Genomic DNA, 23,858 nt, shown 5'->3' on the forward strand with positions numbered 1-23,858 from the left:
GGCCGGGCGGAACCGGATCACTGCACGCAGAACTCGTTGCCCTCCGGGTCGGCCATCACCCAGAAGTGCTCGCCGAACTGACCGGTCCGCTCCTGGACCCGGGTGGCGCCGGCGGCCACCAGTGCTTCGACGTGCGCCTGGACCGCGACCCACTCCACCTGCTTGCGCCGGTCCGGGTCCTCGGTGTCGTCGGGCGCGCCGAGCCTGCCGGCGTTCACGTCCAGGTGGACGCGGTTCTTGACCGTCTTGCCCTCCGGCACCTTCTGGAAGAAGATCCGCGGCCCACGACCGTCCGGATCGACGATGGCGCTGGCGTCGTCCCAGTGCTCCTCCGGGACGTCCATGGCCCGCAGGGCGTCCGGCCAGGAATCGAACCCCGGCGGCGGGTCGTCCAGCCGGTAGCCCAGCGCGAGGGCCCAGAACCCGGACAGCGCGCCGGGAGCGTTGGCGTCGAAGGTGATCTGGACGGGCACGGCCATGGGTCGCCTCCAGGGGTCCGGGGCCACGGGGCGGCCCGGGTGCGGTCGTCGGCGACCGTTCGTGGTCGCCCGACTGTCGCCACGGTGGCAGGTGCAGCGGACATGTCCGGTCCGCTGGGGAGCGCGCGGTCGGGTCCGTGTGTCGGGCGGCGATGATCGTCAGGCCCCGGACGGGTCCACCCCGACGGGGGCGGTGACCGCGTGACCCGATCACCCCGCCCGAGCCGCTGCCCACGTCGCTGTTCCTGCGACGGGACCCCGCCGGCACCACCCGGAGTCTGATCGTCGCATCACCTCCGACGACTTAGCGTCGTCGACCGCCGACGCGGTCGCGGCCGGGCCAGGGCGCTCGGGCCGGAGGAGCTGGACGGGTTCCGCTGGTCGACCCTGGAGGACCCCGAGGGCAACCGGTTCACCTTCAACGCTCCCCCGCCGCGCTGAACGGTCGACCGGTCGATCCGGACCTGCAGGATCGGCGGCACCCTGGCGAGCTCGGCGGGGGGGGGGGGGGGGGGGGGGGCCCCCCCCCCCCCCCCCCCGCCCCCCCCCGGCGTCAGCGCACCACCGACAACTTCGCGCGACCCTTCTTGCCCCTGCCGCCGCCCGGCTCGTCGTCGTCCGGGGCGTCGGTGACGCCGGTGGCGTCCATCCCGCGGATCTCCTTCTTCAGCTCGGAGATCTCGTCGCGGAGCCGGCCGGCCAGTTCGAACTGCAGCTCGCGGGCGGCGGCCATCATCTGGTCGGTCAGCTGCTGCACCAGGTCGGCGAGCTCGGAGCGGGCCATACCCGCCGTGTCGTGCCCGACGTACACCCCGGAGCTCGCCCCACCCGCCTCGCCGGCGGCCCGGCGGCCGCGGGAGGCGTTGCGGCCGGAGCCGCCGGTCTTCACCTTGCCCCGACCGCGGCCGCCGCGGTCGTCGGACTGCTCGAGGACCTGTTCCTCGGCCTCGGCGTAGACCCGCTCCAGGATGTCGTTGATCTTCTTGCGCAACGGCTTCGGGTCGATGCCGTGCTCGCGGTTGTACGCCATCTGCTTCTCGCGGCGCCGGTTGGTCTCGTCGATGGCGTACTCCATCGACGGGGTCATCTTGTCCGCGTACATGTGGACCTGGCCGTTGACGTTGCGCGCGGCGCGGCCGATGGTCTGGATGAGGGACCGCTCGGATCGCAGGAAACCCTCCTTGTCGGCGTCCAGGATGGCCACCAGCGACACCTCTGGCAGGTCGAGACCCTCACGCAGCAGGTTGATGCCGACCAGCACGTCGTACTCGCCCATCCGCAGTTCGCGGAGCAGCTCGACCCGGCGCAGGGTGTCCACCTCGGAGTGCAGGTACCGCACCCGGATCCCCAGCTCCAGCAGGTAGTCGGTGAGGTCCTCGGCCATCTTCTTGGTCAGCGTCGTGACCAGCACCCGCTCGTCCTTGTCGGTCCGTTCGCGGATCTCACCGACCAGGTCGTCGATCTGGCCCTTGGTGGGCTTGATGACCACCTCGGGGTCGACCAGCCCGGTCGGCCGGATGACCTGCTCGACGAACTCGCCCCCGGCCTGGCCGATCTCGTAGCTGCCGGGGGTGGCCGACAGGTAGACGGTCTGGCCGATGCGATCCGCGAACTCCTCCCAGGTCAGCGGGCGGTTGTCCATCGCCGAGGGCAGCCGGAACCCGTGCTCGACCAGCACCCGCTTGCGGGAGGCGTCCCCCTCGTACATGGCGCCGATCTGCGGCACGGTGACGTGCGACTCGTCAATGACCAGCAGGAAGTCGTCCGGGAAGTAGTCGATGAGGGTGGCCGGCGCGGATCCGGCCGGGCGGCCGTCGATCGGCCGCGAGTAGTTCTCGATGCCGGAGCAGAAGCCGACCTGGCGCATCATCTCGATGTCGTAGGTGGTCCGCATGCGCAACCGCTGCGCCTCGAGCAGCTTGCCCTGTCGCTCGAAGTCCGCCAGTTGTTGCTCCAGCTCGGCCTCGATGGTGCCGATCGCCTTCTCCATCCGATCCGGACCGGCCACGTAGTGGGTGGCCGGGAAGATGCGCAGGTCCTGCACCTCGCGGACGGTGTCACCGGTGAGCGGGTGCAGGTAGTGCAGCCGTTCGATCTCGTCGCCGAAGAACTCGATGCGGATCGCGAGTTCCTCGTAGGCCGGGATGATCTCGACCGTGTCACCGCGGACCCGGAACGAACCCCTGGTGAAGGCCAGGTCGTTGCGGGAGTACTGGACCTCGACCAGCGCGCGCAGCAACGAGTCGCGGTCCATGGTCTGGCCCACGGCGACCGGCAGCGACCGGTCCAGGTAGGACTGCGGCGTGCCCAGGCCGTAGATGCAGGACACCGACGCGACCACGATCACGTCGCGCCGGGACAGCAGCGACATGGTCGCCGAGTGCCGCAGCCGCTCGACGTCCGAGTTGATCGACGAGTCCTTCTCGATGTAGGTGTCCGTCTGCGGGACGTACGCCTCGGGCTGGTAGTAGTCGTAGTACGAGACGAAGTACTCGACCGCGTTGTGCGGGAAGAGTTCACGGAGCTCGTTGGCCAGCTGGGCAGCCAGGGTCTTGTTCGGCGCCATCACCAGCGTGGGCCGCTGCAGCTTCTCGATGAGCCACGCAGTGGTCGCCGACTTGCCGGTGCCGGTGGCCCCGAGCAGGACGACGTCCTTCTCGTTGGCCCGGACGCGACGCTCCAGCTCTGCGATCGCCTGCGGTTGGTCGCCGGACGGCTGGTACTCGCTGACCACCTGGAAGCGACCCGACGTGCGCGGGATGTCCCCGACGGGCCGGAACTCCGACTGCGCCAGCACAGGGTGTTCGGTTGCGAATGCCACGGTCAACAGGGTACGCGGGACCCCCGACAAGTGGCCTGACCTGCGGGTTCAGTACGGTGGTCGGGTGATCACGGCAGCCGTCACCGGAGGGATCGGATCCGGCAAGTCGACGGTGTCGCGTCGGCTGGCCGAGTTGGGGGCGGTGGTGTCCGACTCCGACCAGCTGGCCCGTCAGGTGGTCGCCCCAGGCACCCCCGGGCTGGCGGCCGTGGCCGAGCGGTTCGGCGCCGGGGTGCTCACCGCGGACGGAGCCCTGGACCGGGCGGCGCTGGCCGCGATCGTCTTCGGCGATCCCGCCGCACGCCGCGACCTCGAGGCCATCACCCATCCGCTGGTGCGCCGGGCGTTCCGGGCCGTGCGGGACGGCGCCGCGCCCGGCGCAGTCGTGGTGAACGACATCCCGATCCTGACCGCGCTGGCCGTGGCGGCCTCCTTCCACCTGGTCATCGGGGTGACCGTGGACGACGATCGCCGGGTGGCCCGGCTGATCGACCGGGGCATGACCGAGGCCGACGCCAGGGCCCGGATCGCCGCCCAGATCGGCGACGCGCAGCGGCGTCCGCTGTGCGACGTCTGGCTGGACAACAACGGCGTCCTGGACGCGCTCGTCAGGCAGGTGGACCGGGTGTGGTCGGAGCGGCTGGTGCCGTTCGCGGCGGCCGTGGGTGACGACGCGGCAGCGCCGCGGTCGCCGGCACCGGTCGCCACGGATCTCAGCCCGGACGACCGCGCCCGCGTGCAGGCGCGGCTGGCGCTGGCCGTCGGCACGGACGTCGTCGACGACGAGCGCGGCCGGTTCCGCGCCGAGATTCCGGCCGGCCGCACCGACGAGGCGATCGCGGCGCTGCACCGGGCCGGCTGGCTGCCGGTCCCGTCGGTTCCGTCGCTCCAGCCGCACGATGGCCCCGGCGACCCGGTGCTGCGGTCGGCCGATCCGGGCGCGCCGACCGAGATCGTGCTGCGCGGCTGACCCGGCCCGGGCTCAGGTGTTCTTGAGCACTCGGGTCAGGACGGTGTCGGCCAGCTGCGGCAGGCCGGCCTCGAGCGTCGCGTCGTCGGCCTTGCCACCGGCGACCACGATCGACAGTGTCCAGCTGTCGTAGGGCAGCACGATGAGACCGCCGTCGCGCAGCAGGATCTCGGCGCCGAATCCCTGCACCTGAGCCTCGGCCACCTTCGCCCCGAGGTCCCGTTCGGCCGTGACGGTCGCCGCGACCTGCGCGGTCGCCGCGGCGGCGTCGGTGTACTGGGTGAGCAGGATCGTCACGTCGCCGGACTTGTTGTCGGCCGTGCCGTAGAGGCACTTGATGCGCCCGGTGACCCCGCGGTCCGGGTTGGCCACGTCCTGGATCCGGGCCCGGGTGTCGGCGATGTCGGCGTTCAGCGTGCGCTTGACGTCGGCCGCGTTCATCAACGCCGCGCAGTCGTTGGTCAGCGGGTCGACCTGCACGGTCGGCGCCGCCGACGAGCTGGTGGTCGACGGGGTGGCGGGCGTGGTGGCGGGCGCGGAGCTGTCGGTCGCCGGTGCGCCGGTGCTGTCGGGGGCGGTGCCGTCGGTGGCGCCGGCCGCGGCGGTGTCGGCGGTGGATGCCGCCGTCACCGTCTCGTTCACGGTGACGGTGCGCCGTTCACCGGTGCCGGATCCACAGGCACTGAGCAGCAACGCCACGACCGCGGTCGTCGCCGCGATCGATCCCCGCAGTCCGTTGGTCCGTCCGGGCACCGTGGCCCTCCCCCTGGCACGCATGCGGCCACCGTATCGGGTGGCGCGTCCGGGCCCGGTCAACTCGACCGGGCGACACACAGCGCCGAGACAACGGTTCGGACACGTCCGGAGCGAGGACGCAGCGACCATCGAGCACGGATCGGAGCCGCAGCGGCAGCCGAGGACGACGACGGGGCCGCCACCGGATCGGTGACGGCCCCGTCGCGGAGGACCTGCTGCGGCTCAGCGGAGCCGCGGCGAGCGGGATCCGCTCAGTTGCCGGCGAGGCGGGCGCGCAGGGCGGCCAACTGCTCGTCGTCGACCAGCGAGTTCCCGCCGCCCTGACCCTCCGGCGCGGACGTGGCCGGGCCGGACGAGTAGTTGCTCGGCTCGGCCGCCTCGGCGTCGGCCTGCAGGGCCTTGGCGATCTGCTTGAGATGCGACTCGTAGACGGCGTGCGCGTCGGCGTACTGCTTCTCCCACGTCTCCCGCTGGGTGTCGTAGCCCTCGAGCCATTCGCCGCTCTCGACGTCGAAGCCCTCCGGCGGCAGGAAGTTGCCCGCGTCGTCGTAGTGGTCGACGACGCCGTACTGGGCGCGCACCTCGTCGAAGTCGGTCTCCGGGGTGATGCCCTCGTTGGCCTGCTTCAGCGACAGCGAGATCCGGCGACGGTCCAGGTCGATGTCGATGACCCGGACGAAGATCTCGTCGTCGACGGAGACGACCTGCTCCGGGATCTCCACGTGGCGGCCGGCCAGCTCGGAGATGTGGACCAGGCCCTCGATGCCGTCGTACACGCGGACGAACGCACCGAACGGCACCAGCTTGGTGACCTTGCCGGGGACGACCTGGCCGATGGCGTGGGTCCGGGCGAAGTGCCGCCACGGATCCTCCTGGGTGGCCTTGAGCGACAGGGAGACCCGCTCGCGGTCCATGTCGACGTCGAGGACCTCGACGGTGACCTCCTGGCCGACCTCGACGACCTCGCTCGGGTGGTCGATGTGCTTCCAGGACAGCTCGGACACGTGCACCAGGCCGTCGACGCCACCCAGGTCCACGAAGGCACCGAAGTTGACGATGGAGGACACGACGCCCTTGCGGACCTGGCCCTTGCCCAGCTGGTTGAGGAACTCGCTGCGGACCTCGGACTGGGTCTGCTCGAGCCACTGGCGGCGGGACAGCACCACGTTGTTGCGGTTCTTGTCCAGCTCGATGATCTTGGCGTCCAGCTGCCGGCCGACGTACGGCTGCAGGTCGCGGACGCGGCGCATCTCCACCAGCGAGGCGGGCAGGAAGCCACGGAGGCCGATGTCCAGGATGAGGCCGCCCTTGACGACCTCGATGACGGTGCCGGAGACGACGCCGTCCTCTTCCTTGATCTTCTCGATCGTGCCCCAGGCGCGCTCGTACTGCGCGCGCTTCTTGGACAGGATCAGACGGCCTTCCTTGTCCTCCTTCTGGAGGACCAGGGCCTCGACGTGCTCACCGAGCTCGACGACCTCGCTGGGGTCGACATCGTGCTTGATGGACAGTTCGCGAGAGGGGATGACACCCTCGGTCTTGTAGCCGATGTCGAGCAGGACCTCGTCGCGGTCGACCTTGACGATGGTGCCCTCGACGATGTCGCCATCGTTGAAGTACTTGATCGTCTGGTCGATGGCGGCCAGGAAGTCCTCAGCCGACCCGATGTCGTTGATGGCGACCTGCGGGACGGTGGCGGTAGGGGTGGACATGCGGTGAGTTGCTCCGGACGGTGGATCGGTGTCACACGGAGCGCTCCGGGCCCGGTTCCCCCCAGCCGGTGCTGCCGCCGGGGCGAGTGCGATCTGCTCCATACCGAGACAGCACAGACCCACAGCGCACCGACCATGTTACCCCTGATCACCAGGCCCGGGTCAACCCGGGTCACGCCTGGTCAGCGCGGGGCCGCAGACCGGGCGCCGAGCCACTGCAGACCCACCGCAGACCTACCATCCGCGCGTGACCGGCACACCGTTGGGACCGACCCGCCCCCGCATCATGCCCGCCGACCAACCGACCTCGAGCCGGGCGAACCGGCGCTGGTGGGACGCGGACGCCGACGACTACCACGCCGAGCACGGCGCCTTCCTGGGCGACGCCGACCTGGTCTGGTGCCCGGAGGACCTGCGGGAGTCGCAGGTCGGGCTGCTGGGCGAGCTGACCGGCCGGCGGGTGCTGGAGGTCGGCTGCGGCGCCGCCTCGTGCGCGAGGTGGGTCCGTCGCCAGGGCGCCGACGTGGTCGCCTTCGACCTGTCGGCCGGGATGCTGGAGCACGCCCGGGCCGGCGCCGGCCGGACCGGCACCACGGTGCCGCTGGTGCAGGCGGACGTGTGCGCCCTGCCGTTCGCCGACGGCGCGTTCGACGTCGCCTTCTCCGCCTTCGGCGCGGTGCCGTTCGTGGCCGAGTCCGGGTCGGCCATGACCGAGGTGGCCAGGGTGCTGCGTCCGGGTGGCCGCTGGGTCTTCTCGGCCACCCACCCGATGCGCTGGATGTTCGCCGACGATCCCGGTCCGGCCGGATTGACCGTCATCCAGTCCTACTTCGACCGCACCCCCTACGTGGAGGTGGACGAGGCGGGCGTGCCCGCCTACGTGGAGCACCACCGCACCCTGGGCGACCGGATCCGCGAGCTCGTCGCCGCGGGGTTCACCGTGCTCGACGTGATCGAGCCGGAGTGGCCGGAGGGGTTCACCGGAACGTGGGGCCAGTGGTCGCCGGAGCGGGGTGCGCTGTTCCCGGGCACCGCGGTGTACGTGTCGGAGCGCCGGATCGGGTGATCATGGTCCCGGCCCGCGCTTCCACCTGATCGGGGCCCGGACACCCGGCACCCGGTCTCGTATCGTGACGACGTGATCACTTCCAGTTCGGGAACGGTGCGGCCGGCGCCGAGCGCGGCGGCCGTGGCTCCGGGCGGTCGTGGTGTCCGCTGACCGGGCGACCCGGCACACCGGCCTGATCCACCCCGTGTCGCCGACCGACGGCGACGTCCGGGCGCTGGTCCGGACCGGTGCCGAACGGGCGGACGCCGACGAGGCGGCCCGGCTGCAGGCGCTGCACGCCCTGCAACTGCTGGACACCGAGCCCGAGGAGCGGTTCGACCGCATCACCCGGCTCGCGCAGAAGCTGTTCGACGTGCCGATCGCCCGGGTCGACCTCATCGATGCCACCCGGCAGTTCGTGAAGTCCTCCCAGGGACTGCCCGTCGAGCACAGCGCCCGGCAGGACTCGTTCTGCGACGTGACCATCCGGTCCGAGGGGGCGCTCGTCGTCCCGGACGCGGGTCGGGACCACCGGTTCCGCGACAACCCGTTCGTGAGCGCACATCCCAACGTCCGCTTCTACGCCGGCACACCGCTGCACGCCGACGGTGGGCACCGCGTCGGCGCGCTGTGCATCGTCGACACCCGGGCCCGGACCTTCGACGAGGCCCAGACCGAACTGCTCAACGACCTGGGCAGGTGGGTGGAGCAGGAGTTCGTCGCCCGCGAGGAGCACCGCCGCACCCTGGCCATGCAGACCGTGCTGCAGCCGGCGGGTCTGCCGGTGCTGCCGGGCTTCGCGTTCGCGGCGACCTCGATGGCCGTGACCGGGGTGAGCGGTGACCTGTGGGACTGGCGGGCCCGGTCGGGCAGCGTCAACCTGATGATCGCGGATGCGATGGGCCACGGGGCCGCCGCGGCCATCATGGCCACCAACCTGCGGGCGTCGATGCGCACGATGATGAACCTGGTGGAAGCCGGAGCCGTGCACTGGGACCGGTCCGACTCCGCAGTGCCGGGCGGGTCGACGCCGGCCCGGCAGGTGGACGGCGCCTTCGCCAAGGTGCTCACCGTGGCAGCCGGCACCGTGGCTGAGTACCTGGACCGCTCCGACATGTTCATCACACTCTTCGCCACCCGGATCAACCCGGACGGAACGATGCTGTCGGTGGACGCGGGCCACGGACTGACCGTGATCGTGCGGGCGGACGGCGGCTGCGAGCACCTGGTGACCACCGAGCTGCCCATCGGCATCAACCCCGACCTGGTCTGGACGCCGCGCGAGCACGTGCTGCACCCCGGCGACGCCATGATCATGTTCACCGACGGCCTGCTCGACCTGTTCGACGGCACCCTGGCCAGTCTCCCGGAGCTCGAACGCATCGTCCGCAGCGCCGACCATCCGCAGGACTGGATCGACGCGATCACGCGCCGGGTCCAGACCCGCGGCGCGGTCCCGGACGACATCACTGTCGTGGCGGTGCGCCGTGACCGCTGATCCCGACCGTCCCCACCCACGTCCGCAGTCCACTCCGAACCCGCTGAGGAACCGATCGTGACCGACTACACCATCAGTCATCCGTCCCCCGGAGCTGCGGTCATCGCCGTGACCGGGACCCTGAACGTGGTGTCCGCCCGCGGGTTCCGCGAGGCGATCGGCGACGCCGTGGACCGTGCCCCCGGCCAGCGGGTGGTCGTCGACCTCGCCGGCGTACCGACCATCGACTCGTCCGGCCTCGGCGCCCTCATCGGTGGGCTCAAGGCCGCCCGGGCCGCCGGCGGCGACCTGCGCATCGCCGCGGCCAACCAGCAGGTGATCACCGTGCTGGAGCTGACCAACCTGAACCGGGTGCTGCAGCCGTACCCGTCGGTCGCCGACGGACTGGGCGACGCCGCCGGTGGGCCGGTCGCCGCCGAGTCGGCCACGGCTGCGGGGTCCGCCCGATGACCACCATGCACGGGCAGTCGGCCACGCACACCGCCGAACTGCGCTGCATCGTCGACGAGTCCTACCTCGACCAGGTGCACGAGATGCTCGACGGGCTCTGGCACACCGCGGCCGTGGCCCAGGAGGACGCGATGCGCTTCGGCATCGCCGCCCTGGAGATCGCCGGGAACCTGTTGCAGCACGGTCTGTTCGACCAGCCGTTGGTGCAGTCCGGTGACCAGGTCGTGGTGGCCGAGTGGACCGTGGAGGTGGACAGGTCGGCGATCCGCGCCCGCTGCCGGGACAGCTCGGCCCCGATCGACGGCGCCGGGCTGCTCGCTGACCGCGATCCGGTCACGACGCTGGACGACCTCGGTTGCGAGCACGGGCGCGGCCTGGCGTTGGCCCGGCGGTCGGTCGACACCGTCGTCTACCGCCGGCTGGCCGATCCGGCCGGCTGGGTCAACGAGTGGACGCTGGAGCGCCGACGCAGCGCCTGACCGGCCTTGGGTACGGTGCCCGGATGTCGCCCGAGATCCCCACCGCCGTCGACAAGAGCGCGGCCGGCACCGGTGTCCGGCAGTACCACATCGGCGTCGCACCCGGTGAGGTCGGGACCGTGGCCCTGCTACCCGGAGACCCGTTCCGGGTGGCGCTCATCGCCGAGTTCCTCACCGACGTCACCGAGATCGCACACCGCCGCGAGCACCGGACCGTCACCGGGCGGTACCGCGGCAAGCTCATCACGGCCACCTCGACCGGCATGGGCTGTCCGTCCACCGCGATCGCCGCGGAGGAGCTGATCCGGGTCGGCGTGACCTCGCTGATCCGGGTGGGCAGCAGCGCCGGGTTGCAGCCCGGCATCGCGCCCGGTGACCTGCTGGTCAGCGAGGGATCGCTGCGCAACGACGGCACCACCGCCGCCTACGTGCATCCCGGCTACCCAGCCGTTCCCGACCTGCCCATCACGGTGGAACTGCGACGGCAGGCGGACGCACGGGCGGCGGCCGAGCCCGACGCCGGCTTCCGCGTGCACTCCGGTATCAACGCCTCGGATGACGCCTTCTACGCCGAGACCCCTTCGTGGATCGCCGAACTCGCCGGCATGGGAGTACTGAACGTCGAGATGGAGAGCAGCGCGCTCTATGTGGTGGCCCGGCTGCGCGGGGTGCGGGCCGGGATGATCTGCGCCTGCTCCAGCAACCTGGTCGACGGCACCAGCGTGTACGAGGGCGCCGACACGCGGTTGCACGACGGGTGGCGCCGGAGCATCCGCGCCGCCCTGGACACCGCGGTGCAGCTGGACCTGTGAACCAGCCGACCGATCTGCCGACCGATCTGCCGATCAATCTGCACAGCCACCTGGAGGGCCGCGTCCGGCCGGACACCGCGGCGGACCTGGCCGCAGCGCTGGGCCTGGCCACGCCGCCCGGCGGCTGGACCGCCGCGCTCACCCTGCCCGGACCCGACACGCTCACCACCTACCTGGACCGGGTCGGCGCCAGCTACCCCTTCTTCACCGATCCGGACGCCATCGCCCGGGTGACCAGCGAGGCGGTGCAGGACGCGGCCGCCGACGGGCAGGCGTTCCTGGAGCTGCGGTTCGGGCCGGGGACGCACGCCCGGGCCACCGGCCGGGCGGTCGACGACGTGGTCGCGGCGGCGTGCGAGGGACTGATCGACGGGATGGAGCGCGCCGGCATGCCGGCCGGGCTGGTGCTGGCCGCGCTCCGGTCGCACGACGACGACACGAACCTGGCGGTGGCCCGGTCGGCGGCGCGGTTCGCCGGGGCCGGAGTGGTCGGCTTCGACCTGGCCGGGGACGAGCGCCGGTTCCCGGCGCTGGAGCGGTACCGGCCGGCGTTCGCGGTGGCGGCCGCGGCCGGGCTCGGCCTGACCTGCCACGCCGCCGAGGCCGCACCGGCCGCCGCGGCCCAGGAGGCGGTCGAGCGTTTCGGCGTGACTCGCATCGGGCACGGCGCGCACGTCGCCGCGGACCCGGTGGTGCTGGCCTGGCTGGTTGACCGGGGCGTGGTCGTCGAGGTGTGCCCGACGTCCAACTGGTACACCGGCGCCATCCCGACCGTCGAGGCGCACCCGGCCGCGACGTTCCGCCGGGCCGGCGTGCCGCTGGTGCTGGGCGACGACAACCCGGTGCAGACGGGGTCACCGCTGTCGGCTGAGCGGCGGGTGCTGGCCGAGCAGCTCGGCGTCGGCCCGGACGGGCTGGCCGAGGTCGACCGGACCAGCGTGACGGCCCTGTTCGCCGACGACTCGGTGCGGGCCGCGCTGGCGGCCCGGCTGCCCGGCTGACCCGCTGGACCCGGTCGTCGGCGCCGGTCGGGGTCCGCCGCGCAGGGAGCGCAGCGGCGCCGTCGGCGTCGAGACCGACCCATGATGGGCGGTTCCGTCCGGGCCTTCGTGAGCGGGCCGGCGCCGTCGGGTCAGTGCGCCGCCGCGTCCCAGTTCTCGCCGAACCCGACGGACACGTCCAGCGGCACATCGAGCTGGTAGGCGCCGGCCATCTCCTCACGGATCAACGCCTCCATGGCGTCCCGCTCGCCGGTGGCCACCTCGCAGACCAGTTCGTCGTGCACCTGCAGCAGCAGCTGGGACCGCAGCCCCTCGGCGCGGATCCGGCGCTGCACGTTCAGCATGGCCACCTTGATGATGTCGGCGGCGCTGCCCTGGATCGGCGCGTTCAGCGCGATCCGTTCCGCCATCTCCCGCCGCTGCCGGTTGTCGCTGGTCAGGTCGGGCACGTACCGGCGGCGACCGAACACCGTCTCGGTGTAGCCGTCCTTGCGAGCCTGATCGACGGTGTCCCGCAGGAAGTCCCGCACGCCGCCGAACCGGGCGAAGTAGGCGTCCATCTGCTCGCGGGCTTCCTCCACGCTGATCTTGAGCTGCCCGGACAGGCCGTAGGCCGACAGCCCGTAGGCCAGGCCGTACGACATCGCCTTGATGCGCCGGCGCATCTCCGGGTGCACCTGCTCGGCCGGGATGTCGAACGCGCGCATGGCCACGTAGGTGTGCAGGTCCTCGCCGGAGCGGAACGCCTCGATGAGCCCCTCGTCGCGCGAGAGGTGCGCCATGATGCGCATCTCGATCTGCGAGTAGTCCGCGGTGAGCAGCGTCTCGGTGCCCGCCGGCGCCACGAACGCCCGGCGGATGAGCCGGCCCTCGGCCGTGCGCACCGGGATGTTCTGCAGGTTCGGGTCGGTGGAGGACAGCCGGCCGGTCGCGGCCACTGTCTGCTGGTACGTGGTGTGGATGCGGCCGTCGTCGGCGACCGACTTGAGCAGTCCCTCCACCGTGGTCCGCAGCCGGGTGACGTCGCGGTGCCGCAGCAGGTAGGTCAGGAACGGATGACCGGTCTGCTCGTGCAGGGCGACCAGCGCGTCCGCGTCGGTGGTGTACCCGGTCTTGGTGCGCTTGGTCTTGGGCATGCCCAGCTCGTCGAACAGCACCACCTGCAGCTGCTTGGGCGACCCGAGGTTGACCTCGCGGCCGATCTCGCCGTACGCGGCCTGCGCCGCGTTGCTGGCCTCGGTGGCGAACTGCGACTGCAGTTCCTGCAGGTAGTCGACGTCGACGGCGATGCCGGCCCGCTCCATCTCGCCCAGCACGGTCATCACCGGCAGCTCGATGTCGGCCAGCAGTGGGGCCTGGCCGGTCTTCTCGAGCTGTTCCTCGAGCCGGGCGGCCAGGTCGATGACCGCCCTGGCCTGGACCATGTCCTTGACGTCCAGGACCTGATCGGCACCGTCGCCGCCACCCTGGGCCGCGGCCTCGCCGTCGCTCTCGAAGGTCAGCGCCAGCTGCGGTTCGGCCTCGGCCCCGTCGGGTCCGGTCGCGTCCAGGGTCCGGTGCAGGTAGCGCTGGACCAGGTCGCCCAGGTCGAAGGTGCGCTGGCCGGGCAGCACCAGGTAGGCGGCCAGCGCGGTGTCGTCGACGACCCCGTCCACCGGCAGCCCGCGGGCGACCAGGGCGTTGATCGCGGGCTTGAGGTCGTGGCCCACCTTGGTCGGCGTCGGATCGGCCAGCCAGGCCGCGACCGCGGCCTCGTCGTCGGCGGTCAGCTCGGTGAGGTCCAGCACCGCGGCGGTGCCGTCGTCGGCGGCGATCGAGATGCGGTGCGGGTCGCCCCCGCCCGGTGTCCAGGAGCCGCGGATGGTCAATCCGACGCGCTGTCCGACGGCGTGCTGGGCCAGCCAGGCCGGGACCGCGCCGGCCGCGAGCCGGTCGCCCTGGACGGCGAAGCCCTCGGTGCTGGTCTCGTCCTCCTGCTCGAAGGTCTCCAGCAGGCGCTCCCGGAGCACCCGGAACTGCAGGTTGTCGAAGATCCGGTGGACCGCCTCGCGGTCGTACGGCAGCGCGCGGAAGTCGCTGACCGGGTCCACGTCCAGTGGCACCTCCCGGACCAGCTCGGTGAGCCGGCGGTTCTGCAGCACCTGCGGCAGGGCCGCCCGCAGCGCGTCGCCGGCCTTGCCGCGGACCTCCTCGACCCGGTCGACCAGCGCGGTGAGCGATCCGAAGTCCCGGATCCACTTGGCCGCGGTCTTCTCCCCCACTCCGGGGATGTTGGGCAGGTTGTCCGACGGGTCGCCCCGCAGTGCGGCGAAGTCCGGGTACTGCGACGGCGTCAGCCCGTAGCGGGCGTCGACCTCCTCCGGCGTGATCCGGGCCAGCTCGGACACCCCGCGCTTGGGGTAGAGCACGGTGACCCGCGGATCCACCAGCTGGAACGAGTCGCGGTCACCACTGCAGATCCGGACCTCCAGACCCGCGCTGGTGGCCCGGCCGGTGAGCGTGGCGATGACGTCGTCGGCCTCGTAGTTCTCCGCGGTGATGCTCGGGATGCGCAGCGCGACCAGCACCTCCTTGATCAACTCGACCTGACCCTTGAAGTCGGTCGGTGACGAGGTGCGGTTGGCCTTGTACTCCGTGAACTCCTGGCTGCGCCAGGTCTGCCGGGACAGGTCGAAGGCCACCGCGACGTGGGTGGGGCGCTCGTCCCGCAGCAGGTTGATGAGCATCGAGGTGAAGCCGTAGACGGCGTTCGTCGGCTGGCCGGTGGTGGTGGAGAACTTCTCCACCGGGAGGGCGAAGAAGGCCCGGTAGGCCAGCGAGTGCCCGTCCAGCAGCAGCAGGGTGCCGCCCGCCGACGCGTCGTCCAGGGTGTCGGCCGATGTCGCGGCCCCGGTCTCGGTCACAGCTCCACTCACCCGGCCGAGTCTAGGGTCGGCCACCGACAGCCGGGTCCGGCCGGTCAGCAGGCCCCGTCGACCGGCCGACCGGCGCGGCCCGGTCCCCTTCGGCGGAACCAGCGAGCCAGCAACGGCGCCGTCAGCAGCACCACGAAGACCCGGAGCACCTGGGCGGTGCTCACGAAGGCCACGTCGACGTCGCTCTGCACGGCCACGCCCAGCACCGCGTAGATGCCGCCGGGAGTGGTGGCCAGGTACCCGTCCAGCGGGCTGGTCCCGGTGATCGCGGCCAGCACCAGACCGAGCCCGGCGCAGGCCGCGATCATCAGCAGGATGGCCGCGATGAGCAGCGGCAGCATCCGCCCGGCCTGCCGCAGCGCCGCCACGGTGAAGGCCAGTCCCGTCTGCACCCCGATGACCACCAGCGCGCCGGCCTCCAGCCCGGCCGGCACCGCCGGATCGAAGCCCGGCACGGTCAGCCGCAGCACCGTGGTGACGACCATCGGCAGCAGCACGGTCAACGACGGGACATCGGCGACGCGGTTGATGAGCAGGACCAGCAGCACGCTGCCGACGACGGCGGCCAGCCCGAGCGCGACCGGGCCGCCGCCGGACGCCCGGAGGGTGACGGCGTCGGCGGCCCGCGCCGGGTCGCCCGGAAAGATCCGGGAGACGAACGGCAGCAGCGCGATGACGAGGTAGACCCGCAGGTACTGCATCACCGACACCAGCCGGGCGTCGGCGCCGACGTCGGCACTCATGGCCGTGATGCCCGACGCGCCGCCGGTCAGCATGCCGAGCTGGGCAGTCACCCCGTCCACCCGGGTCCACCGTTGCAGGACCAGGCCGGCCAGCATGCCGAGCAGCACGGTGCCGACCAGCACCACCACGTAGCCCGGCCAGCTGGCGCCGATCTCGCCGAGCGCCTCCGGGCCGATGGTGGTGCCGATGGCCACGCCGAGGACCACCTGCGCCAGCCGGGACACCGACGGGGCCAGGTCGCTGCGCCGGCCCAGGGTCAGGCTGACGGCGGCGGCCCCGATGATGCCGCCCAGGATCGGCGCCCCCGAGACGTGCAGCAGTTGCAGGACGACCACCGCGAGGGCCACGGCGGCGGCGACCACGACCCAGAAGCGGACCGATCGCCAGGACGGACGGATGCGCCGACCGGCCCCGCCGTCAGCGGCGGGCATCGACGCGCAGCCGGCTCACACCTCGCTCCGACGGCTGCACGGCTCCGTTCTAGCACCGGCTCCGGCCGCTCCCGCCGTCCGGTTCCTTCGGACGGGCGGAACCGCCGCTTGCGCCCGGGCGAAACAGTCTGCGGGACACGGCGGTTCGCTCCCCCGGTCCGGGAGCCGTCCGATGGCCGATGAGCGCGCGGCACGGTTGACTGTGACGGAGGCCTCTGCCAGACTCACCTCCGTGAAGTGCCACTCACATATGTGAGCTCATCCAGCAGTGTGCGATGGAGCCGCCCGGCCCGTCGCACACGGCCGCAGCGCCCGACAAGCCCTGCGACAGTCCCGCCGACGACCGCGCCGTGCGCGGCAGCGCCGCCCGTCGCCTCCCCCCGACCTGCTGCGGGTCGGCCGACCCGGCACCCAATCGGATCCTCACCGCCGCAACCCCTCTCGCCCCACCCGTGCACGCACCGGAACGACGCGCCACCCCCCATCGGACCACCCCCGTCGGAGCACCCGAGGAGCCGATCGTGACGACCGACCTGGACAAGTACGCGGACGCCGAGCCCAGCTGGGACTTCCCGGTGATCATCGAGTCCCACATCAACGGGGTGCGCAGCAAGGAGATGAACCCCAACACGCCCATCTCCTACGACGAGATCGCCGAGGACGCGATCCGCTGCTGGGAGGCGGGTGCCTGCGCCATCCACGCCCACAACACCAGCTTCGACCTGCTGGCCGAGGACGCGGTCAAGGACTACCTGCGCAGTTGGGACCGCGTGCTGGCCGAGCACCCGGACATCACCTGGTACCCGACCACGTGCAACAACCTGCGGCTGTACCCGGAATCGCACGGTCTGGAGCACGTGCCGCCCCTGCGGGCGAACGCGAACGTCAAGATCGCCTGCGTGGACACCGGGATCAGCCTGTTCGCGACCTCCACCGACGAGGAGGGGTACATCCGCGGGCGCGAGTACGGCTGGAACTACGACCGGGTCGCCGGCCAGGTCAGGATGTGTCGCGAGCTGGACATCCCGATGATCCTCGGCATCTACGAGCCCGGGTACGCGCGGCTGGCCAAGTACTACGTCGACGCGGGCATGACGACCCGCGGCTCGATGTGGGACTTCTACCTGATCGGCGACTACGGCCTCACCGCGCTGGACCCGATCGGCACCTGCGGCATGCAGCCGAGCCTGGAGAGCCTCTACTACTACCTGTCGATGATCGAGGACGCGAAGGTCAAGCACCCCTGGTACATCTCGATCTGGGGACAGGGCGCGCTGGACGACACCTCGATCCTGCGCCGGGCCATCGAGCTGGGCGGTCACATCAAGACGGGGCTCGAGCTGTTCTACGACCCGGACCGCAACCCGACCAACCTCGAACTGCTGCAACAGGCCCAGGAGATCGCCCGTGAGGTCGGGCGGCCGATCGCCACCCAGGACGACGCGCGCAAGCTCTACCACATCGCCTGACCGGGCGGGGTGACCGATGGCAGATCAGCGCGCCGAGCCGGCGGCCCGGTCGGACGGGGCGCCGGGGCACGGGACCGGACCGAGGGCCGTGACGGCCACGGCCTACCATGGCACGCGCCCGGACGCGATCCGGGCGCCTCGACCGTGGGAAGGGGGCTGCGATGGCCGCGCTCACCCCACAACGACTGGCGCAGGCCGCGTTCCTCTACTACGTCGAGGACATGGGCCAGGCCGAGGTGGCCCGGCTGCTGGGCGTCTCCCGGTCCAACGTGTCCCGGATGCTCAGCGCGGCCCGGGAGCAGAAGTTGGTCCGCTTCGAGATCGACTACCCGACCTCACGGAACCACGGCCTGGAGGCCGCGGTCCGGGCCGGCTACCGCGACACCCGGCTCAAGCACGTGACGGTCGTCGACGTGGAGCCGGACAGCACCCTCGAGCACGGCAGCCCGGACGGCAGTCCCGACGGCATGACGGCGGAGCACCGTGCCGCGGAGGTCGGTGCGCTGCTGGCCGTCTGCCGGGGCGCCAGCGAGTGGCTCAGTGGCGTGCTGCGGAACGGGCAGACGATCGGGCTCTCCTGGGGCCGCACCATCCAGACCCTGGTCGACTCCGGGCACTTCGACGGGCGGTGGGACGTCGACGTCGTGCAGCTGTCCGGGGTGGCCAGCCTCGATCCGGCTCGCTCTGGGCACGACCTGGTCCGGGACCTGGCCGAGCGCATCGGCGGCCGGTACTCGTACTTCCACGCCCCGGCCGTCGCTCCCACCCGGGAGGTGGCCCGGTCGCTCGAGCGCAGCCCGCTCGTCGCCTCGGCGCTCCGCCAGGCCCGGTCGGTGGACGTGGCCGTGCTCGGGGTGGGGGCGTTCGACCAGGCGAGCTCGCGGACCTTCCTGCAGGAGGTCGCGGAGGCGACGCCCGCGGAGCTGGCCGAGGCCGCGGCCAAGGGTGTCGTCGGCCAGATCTGCGGCCGGTTCTTCGACGCGACCGGCGCCCAGGTCGACATCGCCCTGACCGAACGCGTGCTGAGCATCGACCTGGCCGACATCCGGGCTCTGCCGACGGTGGCGATCGTGGCCGCGGGACCGGCCAAGGCTCTGGCCGTCTCCAGCGCGTTGCGCGGCGGTCTGGCCGACATCGTCGTGGTGGACAGCGCGCTGGCCACCGCACTGCTCGACGTCGCCTGACCCTCGCGTCACACATCGCCGCGGCCGGGCGCGGTCCCGTCCGGTCGTCCTGCCCCATCCCTGATCGCCCGACCAGCCTGGCCACGGCGCCGCGCCGTGCGTCCCGCGGGCCGCTAGGCCCGCACCTCCTGCACGAGCACGTGCACCCATTGCACGAGAAAGGTGACAACGGTGCCTGTCGTCGGTCTGCCTGAACTCCTCGGCGCCGCCGGACGCGGACGGTACGCGGTCGGCTACTTCGAATCGTGGGATGTCTACAGCCTCGAGGCGGTGGTGGCGGCGGCCGAGCAGGAACGCTCGCCGGTCATCATCGGCATCGGTGGTCTGTCGGCCAACCACGCATGGCTCTCCTCGGTGGGAGTCGAGCTGTACGGCGCGGTCTCGGCCGCACTGGCCCGTCGTAGCTCGGTGCCCACGGCGGTGCTGTTCAACGAGGCGGAGCACTTCACCGAGGCAGCCGGGGCCCTGGGCGCCGGCTACAACTGCGTGATGATGCACACCCAGGGGTGGTCCTGGGACCGGCTCATCGCCGACACCCGCGCCCTGGTGGCCGCCTCGCACGCGCTGGACATCACGGTCGAGGGCGAGGTCGGCGCACTGGCCGAGATGACCATCGACGGGCGGATCGACAGCTCGATCGGCGCGATGACCGAGGTGGCCCAGGCCGTCGACTTCGTGCAGGCCACCGGAGTGGACTGCCTGGCCGTGGCGGTGGGCAACGTCCACTTCGTCACCTCTGACTACGTCCCGGAGATCCGGGTCGACCGCATCCAGGAGATCGGCAAGGCCGTCGACGTGCCGCTGGTCCTGCACGGCGGTTCGGGCACGCCGCCGGACCAGATGCAGGCGGCCATCGCCGCCGGCATCACCAAGATCAACGTGGGCACCCGGCTCAAGCACGTCTACGGCGCCGCGCTGCGCGGCGTCATCGGCTCCGGCGGAGACCCCAACCAGGAGTATGGTTCCCGCTCGGCCGAGGACGTCAACACCCGGGCCGCGGCGGCGCTCACCGACGAGGTGCGCCGGCTCATGCAGGTGTTCGGCTCCTCCGGGCAGGCCTGAGATGGCGCGCCCCGACACCAGCACCGGCAGTGCCGCCGTCGATCCGGAGAGCCCGGAGGCCGAGCCGGGCACCCCGGTGGCCGAGCAGGAACAGGCCGCGGTCGACGACCACCTGGGTCAGATCGCCGACCTGGCCCAGGACGGGCACACCGACGTGCTGCGGCGGCTCGGCAAGGAGAGCGCGCTGGCCATGCTGCAGCAGATGGTGGAGATCCGGCACTTCGAGCAGATGGCGTACCTGCGCTACCTGCAGGCCGAGATCCCCGGCACGCTGCACCAGTCCCAGGGTCAGGAGGCGGTCGCGGTCGGGGTGTGCCAGCCGTTGCGCCGCACCGACTGGATCACCTCCACCCACCGCCCACACGGTCACGCCCTGGCCAAGGGGATGCGGCCGGACGTGGCCATGGCCGAGATCTACGGTCGGGAACCGGGTGCGCTGGGCGGGCGCGGTGGGTCCATGCATCTCGGCGACCCGGACCTGGGCATCCTGCCGTCCATCGCCATCGTGGGTGGCGGCATCACCATCGCCCCCGGGCTGGCCATGGCCCTGCAGCACCACGGCACCGACGGCGTGGTGGCCTGCTTCTTCGGCGACGGGGCCAGCAACGAAGGCGCCTTCCACGAGGGCGTGAACTACGCCGCGGTGAAGCGGCTCCCGGTGGTGTTCGTCTGCGAGAACAACCTGTACGGCGCGTCCACCCCGTTCCACGAGACGACGCTGAACGTGGACATCGCCGCGCGCGGCGCGTCCTACGGCATCCCCAGCGAACAGGTCGACGGGATGAACGTGCTGGCCGTGGTGGCGGCCATGGAACGGGCCGTGCAGCGGGCCCGGGCCGGCGAGGGCGCCACGCTGCTGGAGTGCCTGACCTACCGCTACGTCGGGCACAGCCGCGGCGACGCCCGCGGCTACCGGACCAAGCAGGAGGAGCAGTTCTGGAAGGACCGGGACCCGATCGAGCAGCTGCGCCGGGCCCTGGTCGACGCCGGCGTGGCCAGCACCGAGGAGGCCGACGAGGCGGTCGGGCGGGCCAAGGTGGTGATCAAGGACGCGGTGGCGTTCGCCCAGCAGGCGCCCAAGGCGCCGTCCGAGACGGCGGTGGCACCGTCCGCGGTGCTGGCCGCGCCACCCCGCCCGCAGACCATCGGCGCGCCGCTGGCCGACGGCCCGGAGGACCGGCGGCTCAGCATCGCCGAGGCACTGCGCGAGGGCATCCGGGAGGAGATGGCCGCCGACGCCGACGTCGTGCTGCTGGGCGAGGACGTCGGCGTCCCGGGCGGCTTCGGCGGTGCGTTCGGCATCTACCTCGGCCTGGCCGAGGAGTTCGGCCGCAGCCGGGTGATCGACACACCGATCAGCGAGAAGGCGATCATGGGCGTCTCAATCGGCGCCGGGATCGCCGGGATGAAGCCGCTGCCCGACCTGCAGTACGCGGACTTCGTGTTCGAGGGCATGGACGAGCTCGTCAACGAGGCGGCGAAACTGCGCTACATGTCCGGCGCGCGGCTGAGCGTGCCGATGGTGCTGCGCTGCCCGGTGGGTGCCACCCAGCGCGGCGCCCAGCACGCGCAGTGCCCGGAGAGCTTCTTCATGCACGTCCCGGGCCTGAAGGTGCTGTGCATCTCCGACCCGTACACGGCCAAGGGCGGGATCCGAGCCGCACTGCGGGATCCCGACCCGGTGCTGGTCTTCGAGCACAAGCTGCTCTACGGCTCGAAGAAGCGGCAGGAGGCCGGCTCCATCGACACCCGCGCGTACGTGCCACCGGACGAGTACATCACCGAGGTCGGGCAGGCCCGGCTGCGCCGGCCGGGCACCGACGTCACCGTGCTGGCCACGTTCACCCAGCTGTACGCCGCGTTGTCGCTGGCCGATGAGCTGGAACGGGAGGGCATCAGCATCGAGGTGATCGACCCGGTGTGGCTCGCCCCGTTCGACTGGGAGTCGTTGTACGAGAGCGTGGGTCGCACCCGGCGGCTGGTCGTCGCGCACGAGGCGCACCGCACCGGAGGGTGGGGTGCGGAGGTGGCCGCCCGGGTGGGCGAGCACCTCTTCGACCGACTGGCCGCCCCGGTGCGCCGGGTGGCCACCAAGGACGTCCCGATGCCGTTCGCGCCGTGGCTGGAGTCCGCCGTGCTGCCCAGCACCGAGGAACTGGCCACGGCCATCCGGGACGTGGCCGGCCAGGACCGGCCCGCGGCGGCAGCACGGACCGACCAGACCGACACGAGCAGGGAGGCAGTCGATGGCTGAGGCGATCATCATGCCGGAGCTGGGCCAGACCGTCAGTGGCGGGACGATCACCACCTGGCTGGTCCCGGTGGGCGGCACCATCGAGCTCGGCGATCCGCTGCTCGTGGTCGAGACCGACAAGACCGAGCTGGAGGTCGAGTCCGTGGCCGAGGGAACCGTGCTGCGCCACTGCTTCCCGGAGGGCACCGAGGTGGAGTCGGGCACTGTCATCGCCTACATCGGCGAAGACGGCGAAGAGGTGCCGACGTCGTGAGCGACCGGCCATGACCAGGGTGGTGCTGGCGCTGGACTGCGGCACGCACGCCGTGCGGTCCATCGTCTTCGACGCTGACACCGGCCGGTCCACCATCTGCGCGTCCGAGGACATCCCGCTGCACTTCCCCCGGGCCGGCTGGGTCGAGGTGGACCCGGAGGTGGTGGCCGCATCGGCGATCCGGGTGCTGCGGTCGGCGCTGGCCTGGGCGGCCAACAGCGGCCACCGGGTCATCGGCCTGGGCATCGCCGACATGCGGGAGACGGCGTTCGCCTGGAGCCGCAGTGGACAGCAGCCGCTGTACCCGGGCGTCATGTGGATGTCGCAGCAGAGCGAACCGGTGGTGCGGCGCTGGCGGGATCAGGGTCTGGAGCCGTTGATCCGGCAGCGCACCGGCCTGAGCAACGACACCTTCTTCTTCGGCTCCAAGGTGGCCTGGATGCTGGAACACGTGCCGATCGTCCGGGCCGCCGCGGAGGCCGGCGACCTGGCCGTCGGCACGGTCGACGCCTGGCTGGTGAACCGGCTCACCGGCGGGCAGGTGCACCGGACGGATGTCTCGAACGCCTCCCGCACCCAGTTGCTCGATCTGCGCACCGGTCGGTGGGACCCGGAACTCGGCATCGCACTGGGCATCCCGCTGGACTGCCTGCCCGAGGTGATGCCGTCGATGGCGCCCTACGGCGTCACCCACCCCGCGGTGTGCGGCCAGGAGGTCCCGATCACCGGGGTGCTGGCCGACCAGCAGGCGTCGCTGCTGGGCCACGGCTGCGAGACGCGGGGCACGGCCAAGGCCACGTTCGGCACGTCGGGCGTGGTGTCCCTGAACACCGGGCCCGAGATCCTGCTGCAGGATGGGCTGGTCACCTCGATCGGCTGGGGCGACGGCAGGTCCCCGCTGGTGTACGAGATCGAGGGGTCGGCGTTCCACTCCGGCTACACGATGAGCTGGATGTCCGAGCACACCGGGCACCCGGTGCGGTTCGATCTGGCCGACGACCCGCCCGAGAAGGCGGCCGGCGACCGGGTGTACGTGCTCCCGTCCTTCACCGTGATGGGGGCGCCCCGCTGGCCGAAGGGACGCGGCGCGGCCATCACCGGGCTGGCCATGGACACCACCACCACCGAGATCATGCGGGCCGGCGTGGAGGCCATGGCCTTCCAGGCCTACGACTTGTTCGCCGCCATCGGGCACGCCACCGACGACACCACCGAGCTCAACGTCGACGGCGGCGGCGCCGGCAACGACTTCCTGTGCGGCATGCTGGCCGATCTGCTCGGCCGCGAGGTCGTCCGGCCCGATGGTGGCGAGCTGACCAGTGTCGGCGTGGCCAAGGCGGTGCTCCGCGGTCTGGGCGAGCAGACCGAGCCGTACTGGGGGCAGGACCGCGCGGCGGCCCGGCGGTTCCGGCCACGGGCGAACCGGTACGCCCGTGAAGGATACGAGCGCTGGGTCGAGCTCATCGGGGCCATCCTCGGCGAGTCTGCCGCCGCGCCCGCCCTGCAGTCGTGACGCCAGA

Annotated in this window: 19 protein-coding genes; 13 read left to right on the forward strand and 6 right to left on the reverse strand. The window is 71.9% G+C overall.

Annotation, left to right across the window (positions count from 1 at the left end; all coding sequences use genetic code 11):
* Positions 1–17: 17 nt before the first annotated feature.
* Positions 18–479, reverse strand: coding sequence for a VOC family protein (locus JL106_RS05800; protein ID WP_205259757.1), 462 nt, complete (start codon positions 477–479; stop codon positions 18–20).
* A 553-nt stretch (positions 480–1,032) separates the two neighbouring features.
* The gene (gene uvrB, locus JL106_RS05805; RefSeq protein WP_205259758.1) at positions 1,033–3,300 is read right to left on the reverse strand and encodes an excinuclease ABC subunit UvrB; all 2,268 of its coding nucleotides are present in this window, start codon (positions 3,298–3,300) and stop codon (positions 1,033–1,035) included.
* Positions 3,301–3,364: 64 nt separating this feature from the next.
* Between uvrB and coaE the strand changes: the two genes are divergently transcribed.
* Complete coding sequence (gene coaE / locus JL106_RS05810) at positions 3,365–4,270, forward strand: dephospho-CoA kinase (protein WP_205259759.1); 906 nt, start codon at positions 3,365–3,367, stop codon at positions 4,268–4,270.
* Between the two features lie 12 nt (positions 4,271–4,282).
* Here coaE and JL106_RS05815 read toward each other — a convergent pair whose 3' ends face one another.
* Positions 4,283–5,047 (reverse strand): hypothetical protein, encoded by a 765-nt coding sequence (locus tag JL106_RS05815; RefSeq protein ID WP_205259760.1) that lies wholly within the window; start codon positions 5,045–5,047, stop codon positions 4,283–4,285.
* 230 nt (positions 5,048–5,277) lie between these two features.
* Positions 5,278–6,738 carry a 30S ribosomal protein S1 gene (gene rpsA, locus JL106_RS05820; protein ID WP_205259761.1) on the reverse strand — a complete coding sequence of 487 codons (1,461 nt, stop codon included), beginning with the start codon at positions 6,736–6,738 and terminating at the stop codon, positions 5,278–5,280.
* Positions 6,739–7,024: 286 nt separating this feature from the next.
* Between rpsA and JL106_RS05825 the strand changes: the two genes are divergently transcribed.
* The 6 genes from JL106_RS05825 to add all read left to right on the forward strand — a co-directional run bounded on the left by JL106_RS05825 (position 7,025) and on the right by add (position 12,026).
* Positions 7,025–7,804, forward strand: a complete 780-nt coding sequence (locus tag JL106_RS05825) for a class I SAM-dependent methyltransferase (protein WP_205260044.1) — start codon at positions 7,025–7,027, stop codon at positions 7,802–7,804.
* Positions 7,805–7,991: 187 nt separating this feature from the next.
* Positions 7,992–9,284, forward strand: a complete 1,293-nt coding sequence (locus JL106_RS05830) for a PP2C family protein-serine/threonine phosphatase (RefSeq protein WP_205259762.1) — start codon at positions 7,992–7,994, stop codon at positions 9,282–9,284.
* A 57-nt stretch (positions 9,285–9,341) separates the two neighbouring features.
* Positions 9,342–9,734 carry an STAS domain-containing protein gene (locus JL106_RS05835; protein ID WP_205259763.1) on the forward strand — a complete coding sequence of 131 codons (393 nt, stop codon included), beginning with the start codon at positions 9,342–9,344 and terminating at the stop codon, positions 9,732–9,734.
* Entirely contained in the window at positions 9,731–10,213 is a 483-nt protein-coding gene (locus tag JL106_RS05840) for an ATP-binding protein (RefSeq protein WP_205259764.1), read from the forward strand. Before JL106_RS05835 ends, JL106_RS05840 begins: the two co-directional genes overlap by 4 nt.
* Positions 10,214–10,236: 23 nt before the next feature.
* The gene (locus JL106_RS05845) at positions 10,237–11,025 is read left to right on the forward strand and encodes a nucleoside phosphorylase (RefSeq protein WP_205259765.1); all 789 of its coding nucleotides are present in this window, start codon (positions 10,237–10,239) and stop codon (positions 11,023–11,025) included.
* Positions 11,022–12,026 (forward strand): adenosine deaminase, encoded by a 1,005-nt coding sequence (gene add, locus JL106_RS05850; RefSeq protein WP_205259766.1) that lies wholly within the window; start codon positions 11,022–11,024, stop codon positions 12,024–12,026. Before JL106_RS05845 ends, add begins: the two co-directional genes overlap by 4 nt.
* A 131-nt stretch (positions 12,027–12,157) precedes the next feature.
* Here add and polA read toward each other — a convergent pair whose 3' ends face one another.
* Positions 12,158–14,941: a DNA polymerase I gene (gene polA / locus JL106_RS05855; protein ID WP_328841475.1), complete on the reverse strand. Its 2,784-nt coding sequence runs from the start codon at positions 14,939–14,941 to the stop codon at positions 12,158–12,160.
* 44 nt (positions 14,942–14,985) lie between these two features.
* On the reverse strand, positions 14,986–16,116 hold the full coding sequence (locus JL106_RS05860) for an AbrB family transcriptional regulator (RefSeq protein ID WP_205259767.1): 1,131 nt from the start codon (positions 16,114–16,116) through the stop codon (positions 14,986–14,988).
* 521 nt (positions 16,117–16,637) lie between these two features.
* Here JL106_RS05860 and JL106_RS05865 point away from each other — a divergent pair.
* From JL106_RS05865 to JL106_RS05890, 6 genes are all read left to right on the forward strand, one after another.
* Positions 16,638–17,585: a BKACE family enzyme gene (locus JL106_RS05865; protein ID WP_205259768.1), complete on the forward strand. Its 948-nt coding sequence runs from the start codon at positions 16,638–16,640 to the stop codon at positions 17,583–17,585.
* A 161-nt stretch (positions 17,586–17,746) separates the two neighbouring features.
* Positions 17,747–18,769, forward strand: a complete 1,023-nt coding sequence (locus JL106_RS05870; RefSeq protein WP_205259769.1) for a sugar-binding transcriptional regulator — start codon at positions 17,747–17,749, stop codon at positions 18,767–18,769.
* 171 nt (positions 18,770–18,940) lie between these two features.
* On the forward strand, positions 18,941–19,831 hold the full coding sequence (locus JL106_RS05875; RefSeq protein ID WP_205259770.1) for a class II fructose-bisphosphate aldolase: 891 nt from the start codon (positions 18,941–18,943) through the stop codon (positions 19,829–19,831).
* Between the two features lies 1 nt (position 19,832).
* A complete protein-coding gene (locus JL106_RS05880; protein WP_205259771.1) occupies positions 19,833–22,085 on the forward strand; it encodes an alpha-ketoacid dehydrogenase subunit alpha/beta in 2,253 nt (750 codons plus the stop codon).
* Positions 22,078–22,338 carry a biotin/lipoyl-containing protein gene (locus tag JL106_RS05885; protein WP_205259772.1) on the forward strand — a complete coding sequence of 87 codons (261 nt, stop codon included), beginning with the start codon at positions 22,078–22,080 and terminating at the stop codon, positions 22,336–22,338. The genes JL106_RS05880 and JL106_RS05885 overlap by 8 nt, the downstream gene beginning before the upstream one ends.
* Before the next feature lie 10 nt (positions 22,339–22,348).
* Positions 22,349–23,851 carry an FGGY family carbohydrate kinase gene (locus JL106_RS05890; RefSeq protein ID WP_205259773.1) on the forward strand — a complete coding sequence of 501 codons (1,503 nt, stop codon included), beginning with the start codon at positions 22,349–22,351 and terminating at the stop codon, positions 23,849–23,851.
* The last annotated feature ends 7 nt before the right edge of the window (positions 23,852–23,858 follow it).

It is taken from the genome of Nakamurella leprariae (assembly GCF_016918035.1).
In the GTDB taxonomy this organism is placed as follows: Bacteria; Actinomycetota; Actinomycetes; order Mycobacteriales; family Nakamurellaceae; genus Nakamurella; species Nakamurella leprariae.

What these genes read in the sequence shown, in the direction of transcription:
- JL106_RS05880 (WP_205259771.1), top strand. Translation starts at nt 19,833, where the DNA reads ATGGCGCGCCCCGACACCAGCACCGGCAGTGCCGCCGTCGATCCGGAG.
- JL106_RS05890 (WP_205259773.1), top strand. Translation starts at nt 22,349, where the DNA reads ATGACCAGGGTGGTGCTGGCGCTGGACTGCGGCACGCACGCCGTGCGG.
- JL106_RS05885 (WP_205259772.1), top strand. Translation starts at nt 22,078, where the DNA reads ATGGCTGAGGCGATCATCATGCCGGAGCTGGGCCAGACCGTCAGTGGC.
- JL106_RS05860 (WP_205259767.1), bottom strand. Translation starts at nt 16,116, where the DNA reads ATGCCCGCCGCTGACGGCGGGGCCGGTCGGCGCATCCGTCCGTCCTGG.
- JL106_RS05825 (WP_205260044.1), top strand. Translation starts at nt 7,025, where the DNA reads ATGCCCGCCGACCAACCGACCTCGAGCCGGGCGAACCGGCGCTGGTGG.
- JL106_RS05815 (WP_205259760.1), bottom strand. Translation starts at nt 5,047, where the DNA reads ATGCGTGCCAGGGGGAGGGCCACGGTGCCCGGACGGACCAACGGACTG.
- JL106_RS05845 (WP_205259765.1), top strand. Translation starts at nt 10,237, where the DNA reads ATGTCGCCCGAGATCCCCACCGCCGTCGACAAGAGCGCGGCCGGCACC.
- JL106_RS05870 (WP_205259769.1), top strand. Translation starts at nt 17,747, where the DNA reads ATGGCCGCGCTCACCCCACAACGACTGGCGCAGGCCGCGTTCCTCTAC.
- JL106_RS05840 (WP_205259764.1), top strand. Translation starts at nt 9,731, where the DNA reads ATGACCACCATGCACGGGCAGTCGGCCACGCACACCGCCGAACTGCGC.
- rpsA (WP_205259761.1), bottom strand. Translation starts at nt 6,738, where the DNA reads ATGTCCACCCCTACCGCCACCGTCCCGCAGGTCGCCATCAACGACATC.
- JL106_RS05800 (WP_205259757.1), bottom strand. Translation starts at nt 479, where the DNA reads ATGGCCGTGCCCGTCCAGATCACCTTCGACGCCAACGCTCCCGGCGCG.